General features: G+C 47.2%; 5 protein-coding genes. All 5 read left to right on the top strand.

Translation table 11 applies throughout. From position 1 onward, the window contains the following. The first annotated feature begins 1,422 nt into the window (after positions 1-1,422). Entirely contained in the window at positions 1,423-4,752 is a 3,330-nt protein-coding gene (locus HUU59_13320) for a DEAD/DEAH box helicase family protein (GenBank protein NUO20420.1), read from the top strand. Further along, positions 4,734-8,534 carry an Eco57I restriction-modification methylase domain-containing protein gene (locus HUU59_13315; protein NUO20419.1) on the top strand — a complete coding sequence of 1,267 codons (3,801 nt, stop codon included), beginning with the start codon at positions 4,734-4,736 and terminating at the stop codon, positions 8,532-8,534. The genes HUU59_13320 and HUU59_13315 overlap by 19 nt, the downstream gene beginning before the upstream one ends. A 2-nt stretch (positions 8,535-8,536) precedes the next feature. Next, entirely contained in the window at positions 8,537-9,262 is a 726-nt protein-coding gene (locus HUU59_13310; protein ID NUO20418.1) for a hypothetical protein, read from the top strand. A gap of 130 nt (positions 9,263-9,392) precedes the next feature. Beyond that, on the top strand, positions 9,393-9,761 hold the full coding sequence (locus tag HUU59_13305; protein ID NUO20417.1) for a transposase: 369 nt from the start codon (positions 9,393-9,395) through the stop codon (positions 9,759-9,761). A gap of 62 nt (positions 9,762-9,823) precedes the next feature. Further along, positions 9,824-10,294, top strand: a 471-nt coding sequence (locus tag HUU59_13300) for a transposase (protein NUO20416.1), incomplete at its 3' end; no start/stop codon positions are given.

The raw sequence follows: 10,294 nt of genomic DNA, 5'->3' as shown, positions 1-10,294 counted from the left end.
GATATAGCTTAGCTCCGTGGTCAATACAGGCACGTATCCGTCTAAAAGTAGTGCCTCAAGGGCGTCTAAGGCTTGTGTTTGCGAGGGTGTTAATGTCATTGTTTTATTCTTTCTTTGGTTTTATGGATCGGCTTTAAACGAAAAAGCCGATACGAGTTACCGTATCGGCGTGCGAAAAACTGAATAAGCTGTCTAATTCAAACTAGCGGTTCATTTTCATACAAATACGGAAACTGGGAATAATTGGTTTTTAACGTGAAATTCTGTTAGGCAGCGCGGGAATACCCGCACCCCATATATATAATATACAAAATTGCATGGAGCAAATGCAAGTAAAATTCGACCTAAATTCAATAAAAATAGAAAAAAGGCACTTTTTTCGGTTCTTCTGCGAAAAATCTTTCGCTATCCCTGTGGCATTGCAAAAACTTGATTTTCCCGAGGGAACTTATCGAAAATTTTGATCCAACATTTCCCCACCGATAATTCGGCGTATTCTGAAATTAACATGAATCAGATTCCCGGACTTGAACGCTACACCACCCATAGTTTTTCACACGAAACCTTGCGTGGCATACCTGATCTGCGTTTTGGCCCCCACCTTCGTTCGCAGACAGGTGGTTGTCTTGGTTCAAGAGACTGCTGTTCCCTGGCAAGGAATGGTAACTGGTATGCTTGGACCGTTAGAATTGAGACAACCCGACTAAGGGTAGTCACTCGCCGGCCTTCTGATCGAAGGTCGTGACCAGTAGCCTGCGCGAATCATTGAAGCCAGCTCCTCTGCTGGCTTCTCGTTGTCTTGCCAGTACGTGAAGAAAGTTGCATACCCCCTTCAGCCCGTCTCATTGTCCGGTTATATGCCCCATCCTCTCCAGATTCTCACCCGATTTAGAGAGTGTCGGCTTCAAAAGATGTTCAATTTAGGGCGATCCCGATTCGGCGTACTGCGGTTGGTGCCAAACGCCCCACATCGTATTTTTAATATGTTGTCTTTTAAGACGTTAGCGTCTGAGTCGGTTATACCAAGGCGGACACCGTCGTAAGTCGATGTTAAACAGAGCTATGCGAAGGGTTTTCCAGCCGGGATTTCTGCCGATTCCGACCTTCCCGCCCGCAGCTGCTGGTAAAATCATCCACCCAACGACATCCAGCGCGACCAAATTCGACGCTCTGGCGGACTACCTTTATTACATCCCGCCCCAGACTTCACCAACATGCCATGAACTATTGAATTAGCTTGAACGTATTTGTAGATTGAGGAGTTACGGTCCCACCGTCTAGGAAACATTACACAATATCCCAGATAGAGCATTCCTTTCCGTCAATTCAATATTTGTCAAAGGACGGCCTTTGTCCCACGTGTAGGACAAATGGGTTCCTTGAACCCGCACGGCAAATGACATCGAAGCCCAAAAACTAATTATGACATCGTCAATCAAAGACAATCACAGCTACGGAACTGTGGGACAGTTCTTGGAGACAAGTATTCAATTGCAGGCCAACATGTCTGTAGTTTCAGCCTATTTTACCATTTATGCTTATGCCGAATTGAAAGAGAAGCTAGATCAGATTGATCAACTTCGATTTCTCTTTGGAGAGCCTAAGTTCATTCGCTCGTTGGATCCAACCAAGACCAATCGTCGAGATTTCCAGATTGACGATGACGCGCTCATTATTCCCATTGAAAGCAAGCTTCTTCAAAAGGCAATCGCCAAACAGTGTTCAGATTGGATACAATCTCGTGTCTCGATACGCTCGATGGTCAAATCGAACTTTCTACACGGCAAACTTTATTTGATATGCAATCCCAACGGTGTGAAAGAAGCTGTTATGGGAAGTTCAAACTTCACCGTCAGTGGAATCGGGTTGGGCACAAATCCGAATATAGAACTTAACATGGTCATCCAGGATAGGCGAGACCTTGATGACTTAGAAACATGGTTCAATCAGATCTGGGAAGATACAAGTTTGGTTGAAGATGTTAAGGTGCAGGTTCTCAAATATCTCAAGCAGCTCTATGTTGAAAATGAACCGGAGTTCATATACTTTAAGACACTGTTTCACATTTTTGAGAGCTACCTAAGTGAGCAACAGAAGGGTGGTTTGCTAACAGAACAAACGGGCTTCTTTGAGAGTCAGATTTGGAATATGCTTTACAGTTTTCAAAAGGACGGCGTCAAGGGCGCGATTAACAAAATACTAAAGCACAACGGATGTATCATTGCTGATAGCGTAGGTCTAGGAAAAACTTTTGAAGCTCTGGCAGTAATCCAATACTTCGAGTTGCTGAACTATCGAGTTTTGGTGCTTTGTCCCAAGAAGTTGTCTAGCAACTGGACAGTTTATCAGGCAAGCCAGAATAACATGCTCAATCCTTTTACCAAGGACCGTTTCAACTACACTGTTCTGTATCACACAGACATGGGGCGAACGACCGGCTATTCTGACGCCAATGGAATTGACCTCCAAAACTTTAACTGGGGCGCATACGACTTAGTCGTTATTGATGAATCGCACAATTTTCGTGGAAATCCAATGGAGAAAACCACGGATGATGGCACTGTAAAATTGAATCGAGCCAAATGGCTAATGGAGAAAATAATAAGGTCAGGCGTTAAAACAAAAGTGTTAATGCTAACGGCAACTCCGGTAAACAACAATTTGCGCGACCTCAGAAACCAGTTCTCGCTTATTACCGAAGGTAAGAACGATGCGCTGTTTCAATCCACGCAGATTAAGGACATTGCCCAAACGCTCAAGACAGCACAAGCGCAATTTACTATATGGGCAGAAAAGCATACTGCTCAACGTACCGTCAAACAACTTCTAGAAAGACTTGATTCATCGTTTTTCAAACTGCTTGACGAGCTAACTATAGCACGTAGCCGTCGACATCTTAAGAGCTTTTATGATGTTGAGCAGATCGGCAAATTCCCCGAACGTCTCAAGCCAATTCCGATCTATCCGAATATTGACACAAAGAATCGGTTCTTTACCTATGACGCGCTTAACAAAAAGATTCTTGAATACAAGTTGTCCGTTTTCAATCCAACTGCATACATTAAACCCGAAGCGATAAAGAAGTACGAAGAGATTGACAAAGAAAAAGTACTGGGTTTTACGCAAAGCAAACGTGAAGACCTATTGATTGGAATGATGAAGGTCAACTTCCTGAAGCGACTAGAGAGCTCCGTTGAGTCGTTTCAGATTTCGCTGGATCGGACAATCAACAAAATCCAGAGACTTGAGAGTCGAATCAACCTCTTTCTAGATGTCCATGGCCAGAAACAAGAGGAACTCTTAGATACACTTATACCTGACGAAGATGAATTGGAAGAGAACGCTGATGATCTGGAGCAGTGGCAAGTGGGGAAGAAGTTGAAGTTTGATTTTGCTGATTTGGATTTGGAAAAGTGGCTTAAAGATCTTCAGAGAGACCGCGAGGCCTTAAACGAACTCTACAATAGCGCATGTGCCGTGGATGAAAGAAGAGATGCAAAGCTCAAGCAACTTAAGACGATAATTAGTGAAAAAATAAAGAACCCGATCAACGGACGCAACAGGAAGGTATTAATATTTACGGCCTTTGCTGACACTGCTGAGTACTTGTACAGCTGCTTAGAGGAATGGGCACAGTCGGAGTTGGGATTGAATTCTGCCATGGTCGCTGGAGGCAAGTCCTACACAACATTTGGCAAGAACGAGTTTCTAAACATCTTGACAAACTTCTCGCCCGAGTCAAAGAATCGATCCTCTCTGAGAATGATGCCACAGGAAGGAGAGATTGACATATTGATAGCCACTGACTGCATAAGCGAAGGTCAAAATTTGCAGGACTGCGATTTCCTAGTGAACTACGACATTCATTGGAATCCGGTACGAGTAATCCAGCGGTTTGGTCGAATTGACCGCCTAGGAAGTATTAACCGAACCATTCAATTGGTGAATTTTTGGCCGACAAAGGATTTGGATAATTACATCAATCTCAAGGAGCGTGTCGAAGCGCGCATGGCGCTAGTGGATGTGACAGCCACAGGCGACGATAACATTCTTGACCCCGATCAAATCAAGGAGCTAATTGAAGACGACCTGAAGTACCGCAATCAGCAGCTGAAAAAGCTGCAAAATGAGGTGTTGGACCTGGAAGACATGTCCGAGACGGTGTCGTTAACCGAGTTCACCTTCGACGATTTCCGGATCGAACTCTTAAAGTACATTGAGAATAATCGAAAGCAGCTTGAAGAGGCGCCGTTTGGCCTTTATGCAGTGGTACCTGCACCTGGGGCCCACAACGGTCATATTCTTGAACTGGACCGCTACTCACCGGCAGAGAAAGAGATCATTAAGCCGGGTATTGTCTTCTGCCTTAAGCAAAAGGGAGAAAGTGACGGCAACGAGGAAGTAAATCCGCTTCAACCGTATTTTCTTGTTTATGTTCGCGATGATGGCGTCGTCAGATTCAACTATGTCAACGCAAAGCAGATTCTAGAAATTTTTCGTCGAATGTGTCAAGGGAGATCAGAACCATTCCAGGACCTTTGTGACCTCTTCAATGATGAGACAAAGAACGGGGAGGATATGTCTCGCTATACAGAATTGCTGAAACGATCAATTCAGGAGGTGGTAAAGGTCTTTCGGACTCGAAGCAATCAGCGGCTAACCGCTGACCGGGGTGCGCTGCTTATTCCGCAGTCGAAGCAAATTACCGATACAGAGAGTTTCGAGCTGGTGACATGGCTGGTGATAAAATGAGTGCCGCTACAACCACTGATATCAAACAGGCCATTCAGTCGAGAATCCAAGCCTTTAGTCATGGCATTTTGCGCGACAATGCCATGAAGTTGTTCCAAGCGCTAGGTTACGATACGTCTCGTGAGGCCCCCTTGCTGCGTTCTGACTATGAAGCGTTCTACGAAGCGTTTGCCACCGGACAGTCAAAATTCAGCGAGGAAAAGGCTTGTGTTAGCGAGTGGGTGTCGGTTGATCTGCTTTTTCAATTGTCAAAAGAAGAGGTACTGCGGACTATATCGTTGTTTGATACGCGCAAGGTAGACAACAAGCTGATCGAAACGTATTTGTTCTTTGTAATTGAGTTAAAGCGTGAACTTTATAGTCGAACGGAACTGGCACACATAACTCGTGAAGTAAACCGGCTTTTTCCGATGCCCGTGATGATCCTATTCAAGCACGGCTCCGCGTTGACTCTGTCGGTTATAAATCGGCGCCTACACAAGCGTGACGAAGCCAAGGATGTTTTAGAGAAGGTTACGCTCATCAAGGATATTCGCATTGAACAACCGCACCGTGCACACATTGAGATATTGTTCGATCTGTCGTTTGACGAACTTCAACGCAGGCACAGTTTCACTAACTTTGTAGAACTTCACAACGCATGGCAGCAAACGCTTGATACAAAGGAACTAAACAAGCGCTTCTTCCAAGAGATAGCGAATTGGTACTTCTGGACTACGCAGCATGTGGAGTTTCCCAAGGATGTTGAGAAGGATAGGGACATTCGCAACGCCACAAGCGTCATTCGGCTGATCACACGGATCATGTTCGTCTGGTTCTTGAAAGAGAAGAACTTAGTCCCCGAAAAGCTTTTTGAAGAACGGCATGTACGGACACTGCTCAAGTTCAGCGACAGGAAAGGGAGTAGCTACTACAAAGCCATACTTCAAAATCTATTCTTTGCTACTCTCAATACGGAGATGGGAAAACGAAGGTTTCGGTCCAAACGTGACGAGGGCCGCGATGGACACTATTTCATTCACAACGTGTTCCGGTATCAGTCCGAGTTCGTAAATCCCAAGGACACTTTGGAGAAATACTTCGATCCAATTCCCTTTCTAAATGGTGGACTGTTCGAGTGCCTGGACAAGGAAGTTGAGTACCAAGGCAAGCTGAAACGCATTCGAGTGGATGGCTTTAGTGACAGAGAGGACAATGTCCTCAAGGTCCCGGATCAGCTTTTCTTCAATGCACGGGAGATGGAAGTTGACCTGAACGAGGTGTACGGCACCCGGAACAAGCGCTACAAAGTGCGAGGCTTAATAGACATCCTCAGCAGCTACAAGTTTACCATTACAGAGAATACACCCATTGAAGAGGAGGTTGCCCTCGACCCCGAACTCTTGGGTAAGGTCTTCGAGAATCTGCTTGCCAACTACAATCCGGAAACGCAGGCCACTGCCCGCAAGCAAACCGGTTCGTTCTATACTCCGCGTGAGATCGTCAACTACATGGTGGATGAATCTCTGGTTGCCTGCCTAACCCAGAAGTTGGCAGAAGGTCGAGGTGACAAGCCGAAGGACACTGACGAGAGTAGGATTCGTCAGCTCTTGAGCTATTCCGAGGAGGATGCGGGCTTTTCCGAGAAAGAAAAGGACGCGCTGATCAATGCTATTGACGATCTGAAGATCATTGATCCGGCCTGCGGTTCAGGCGCTTTCCCGATGGGAATCCTGCACAAGATGGTTCACATCCTGCACAAGATTGATCCACGCAATGAGCGCTGGAAACAGAAGCAGATTGAAAAGGCCGAGTCCATAGACATCCCGGAGACGCGCGAAGCAGCGGTTGAGGACATCGAAGAGGCTTTCGAGAATAATGAGCTGGACTATCCCCGAAAACTCTACTTGATCGAGAACTGCATCTATGGGGTAGACATTCAACCCATCGCAGCCCAAATCGCCAAGCTCCGGTTCTTTATTTCTCTGATTGTTGACCAAAAGGTGACTCCGGACAAGGAAAACCTCGGCGTTCGACCGCTGCCAAACCTCGAAACGAAGTTTGTCGCAGCTAATACCTTGATTGCTCTTGAAAAAGAGAACGCGAATCTCTTTACCAATCCGCAGATCGAGAAGAAGAACGAAGAATTGAAGAAGACCCGGCATGATTATTTTGAAGCACGGACGCCGAAACGAAAGGAAAACTGTCGGCAGAAAGACAAGAAACTTCGTGAGGAGTTGGCCACACTGCTTGTTGACGAACACAACCTGCAGCCGGCAACAGCCAAGAAGATTGCCAATTGGGATCCATACGATCAAAATGCTTCAGCCTCGTTCTTTGAACCCGAGTGGATGTACGGGTTGAATAGAGGTTTCGACATCGCCATCGGCAATCCACCCTATATACGGCAGGAGAAACTTACAGACATTAAGGATCTACTCAAGGCACGCTACCAGGTATTCAATTCGACGTCAGACATCTATACTTACTTCATTGAGCAAGCTTACAATGTGCTCGATCCGAATGGAATATTGACCTTCATCACGAATAATAGCTGGATCAAGTCGAAATATGGCACAAAGTTGCGAGAATTCATGCTTGGGAAATCTGAGATACTACAACTTATCAACTTTGAGGATGAGCAGAATTTCGAAGCAGCAATTGTTGAGACGAGTATCCTATTATTTAGAAAGTCGGTCCCCTCCAAGTCAACGGTAATCAAGTTTGCTAAGCAGATCGCAAAGCCTGAAGAAGACTTCGTACGAATACCACAGCAACAGTTAAGCAATAAAGGATTTATTCTGGAAGACAGCACGCGACTGTTGCTCATGAGCCGACTGGAAAAACGGGGGGCGAAGCTGGGGTCGCAGAGAGTCGTTATCAACCGAGGTATCCTGACTGGCTACAACGATGCCTTTTACATTGACCATGAGAAGCGGTCAGAGTTAATCTCCAAAGACAGCAGCGCGGCAAACCTAATAAAGCCGCTTATTAGAGGAAGAGAGATCAAGAGGTGGGTCGTTGAATTTGAGGACACATATCTCATAAATACGCATAACGGTCTTACAAGAGAGAATATACCGCGCGTCAATGTCGTGCGAGACCATCCGAGCATATTCTCCCACTTGAAGAAGTATCAGGAACAACTAACAATTCGGCGAGACCAAGGTGATCATTGGACGAATCTCAGGAACTGTGCGTTTTTTAAGGACTTTGATAAACCAAAGATTGTCTGGATTGTTTTGTCCGACAAGCCTAAATTCGCTTATGACATTGAGGGTTTCTTCACGAATGATAGTACGTTCTTCATGGTGGGGAACAATCTTAAGTACATGTTGGCCGTTTTGAATTCCTCGTTAACAGAGTGGTATTTCAGCGCTCTTGCTCCGACTTCAGGCATGGGAACAACCATGTGGAAGAAGGCTTACCTTGAGAACATACCAATCAAAGAGGCCGATGGTGCGACGGTAACTGCGGTGGAAAATTTGGTAGACTATATTATTTGCGAGCGGAAGTCGAATGGCGCGAGCGCACCGTATTACTTCTTTGAACGAGTGGTTAATGCTGCCGTCTATGAGCTGTATCTGGCCGAGGAACTGAAACAAGCTGGGATCACTATTCTGAGCCATGTCATGCAATTACCTAAGCTGCCTGACTACAAAACCAAGGCTGGACGCGGAAGGGCATTGCAGGTCATACAGGAGCAGTACGAGATACTGCGTGACCCAAATCATCCGCTGAGCGTGGCGATGTTCAAACTTGATACCGTTGAAGAGATCCGGATTATCGAAGGCAAACAATAGCCATGCGTTGGATTACAAAGATAACTCTTCAGAACTATCGTGCGTTTGCCGAAGCAGATGGAGTAACGATTCCCTATGGGCATCACCTTCTTATCTACGGCGAGAATGGCAGCGGTAAGTCATCCGTCTATCAAGGGGTTAAGGATTTTTTCGCAGCGTCAGATTCGAAAGTCCGCTTTCAACTGAACATCTTTGGGAATCCAAGCCCTACGGATGGTCGAGTAGCGATAGAAGTCTCAAGCGGCCCCGCACCAGTACGTTCAACTGAATATGTCTTTGCTGAGCCAAATGCAAACTCAACGAACAAAGTTCCAGACATCCAGGCCGCAAATAAGATCAAGGGGTTTCTGGATTACAGGCAGCTCCTGCGTGTCCATGAGCTCGACAAGTCACCCAGTGGTTCACCAAACATATTTACCCTGCTTGTCGCGGGGTTGCTGGCCGACCATTTGATTCCTGATCCGAAAGTGGGTCCAGGGGCCGCAACCAAAGTCGAGCTACGAAAGACCTATGAGCAAATTCGGACAGTTCTTATGCAGCGTGGCATGAACACGAAGCAGTTCCAAAGAGCCTCAGCAGAGTTGCAGAATGTAGATGCTTCACTGTTACCTTTGCTAACTGACGTATTCAAGATCACAAACGAATTCTTGTCTAAGTATTTCAAAAGCAAGCTCTCGGTTGATATCGACTGTAATTCGTCAGCACATTTGGGACAGTTGTCCCAGTAATGTTAGTGGATGGTTTATGATGTAAGTACAGTCGCGCGGCGCGACTGTACTTAACGCAAGTGACCAGGTTTGGAGTTGCGTTCCCTTCGATGAGATATTATCATGTATCATCGAAGAAGGAGGGCTGAACATGCCCAAGCGAAAGAAGCGGAGTGCGGCGGGCGCACCGAAAGAAAGCGCGGCGCAGTTGATCAAGACGGTGCGGCGGCAGACGCGGACGAAGTACAGCGCGGAAGACAAGATCCGCATCGTACTGGAAGGACTGCGGGGCGATCATCCGGTGGCGGCGTTGTGCCGCCGGGAAGGCGTGAGTGCCAACGTGTACTACAACTGGCTGAAGGAGTTCATGGAAGCGGGCAAGGCGCGCTTGAAGGGCGAAGCGGTGCGCGGCGCCACCAAAGGGGAAGTGGAGTCCTATCGTCGTCAGAACGAAGAATTGCGTCAGACGGTGGCCGATCTGATGCTGGAGGTGCGCACGCTCAAAAAAAGTCTCTTCTAAGGCGCAAGGCGAAGCGTTATCAGCGGCACACGTCCGAGCAGAAGCAGGATCTGCTGCGGCTGGTGGATACTGCAGCGCTGTCGATCCGTCGCTGTTTGCAGCAATTGAAGCTTCCCAAGAGTACGTACTACCGCTGGCAGAACCAGGGAACGCTCGTGGACCGGTCTTCCGCACCGCGGCGGGTCTGGAACCGGCTCTTGGAAGATGAGGAGAGTACAATCATCGCCAATGCGTTGCTCAATGCTGATCTGTCACCGCGCCAACTGGCGTTCCGGATTACCGATGACGGCGGGTTTAGTGTCAGCGAAAGCACGGTCTACCGCATTTTGAAGCGCAACGGGTTAGCGCGGGAGTTGCCGCAGATCATCCCGGCGGCCAAAGAGTATCACCGCAAGACGACGCGCGTGAACGAACTGTGGCAGACCGATCTGACAGAGCTGATGTTGCCCGACTGGGGCACGCATCCGTTGGGCAGTGTGGTGGATGACTTCAGCAGGTTCTCGATCGTGTTCCGGCGCCTGCGCAACGCGAAA

Source organism: bacterium (genome assembly GCA_013360195.1).
In the GTDB taxonomy this organism is placed as follows: Bacteria; Electryoneota; RPQS01; order RPQS01; family RPQS01; genus JABWCQ01.
The sequence above is the reverse complement of the archived record's forward strand: the minus strand, read 5'-3'. Positions and strand labels throughout refer to the sequence as shown.

Excerpts from the sequence above, each read along its gene's own strand:
- HUU59_13315 (NUO20419.1), top strand. The coding sequence starts at position 4,734 with ATGGCTGGTGATAAAATGAGTGCCGCTACAACCACTGATATCAAACAG.
- HUU59_13320 (NUO20420.1), top strand. The coding sequence starts at position 1,423 with ATGACATCGTCAATCAAAGACAATCACAGCTACGGAACTGTGGGACAG.
- HUU59_13305 (NUO20417.1), top strand. The coding sequence starts at position 9,393 with ATGCCCAAGCGAAAGAAGCGGAGTGCGGCGGGCGCACCGAAAGAAAGC.
- HUU59_13310 (NUO20418.1), top strand. The coding sequence starts at position 8,537 with ATGCGTTGGATTACAAAGATAACTCTTCAGAACTATCGTGCGTTTGCC.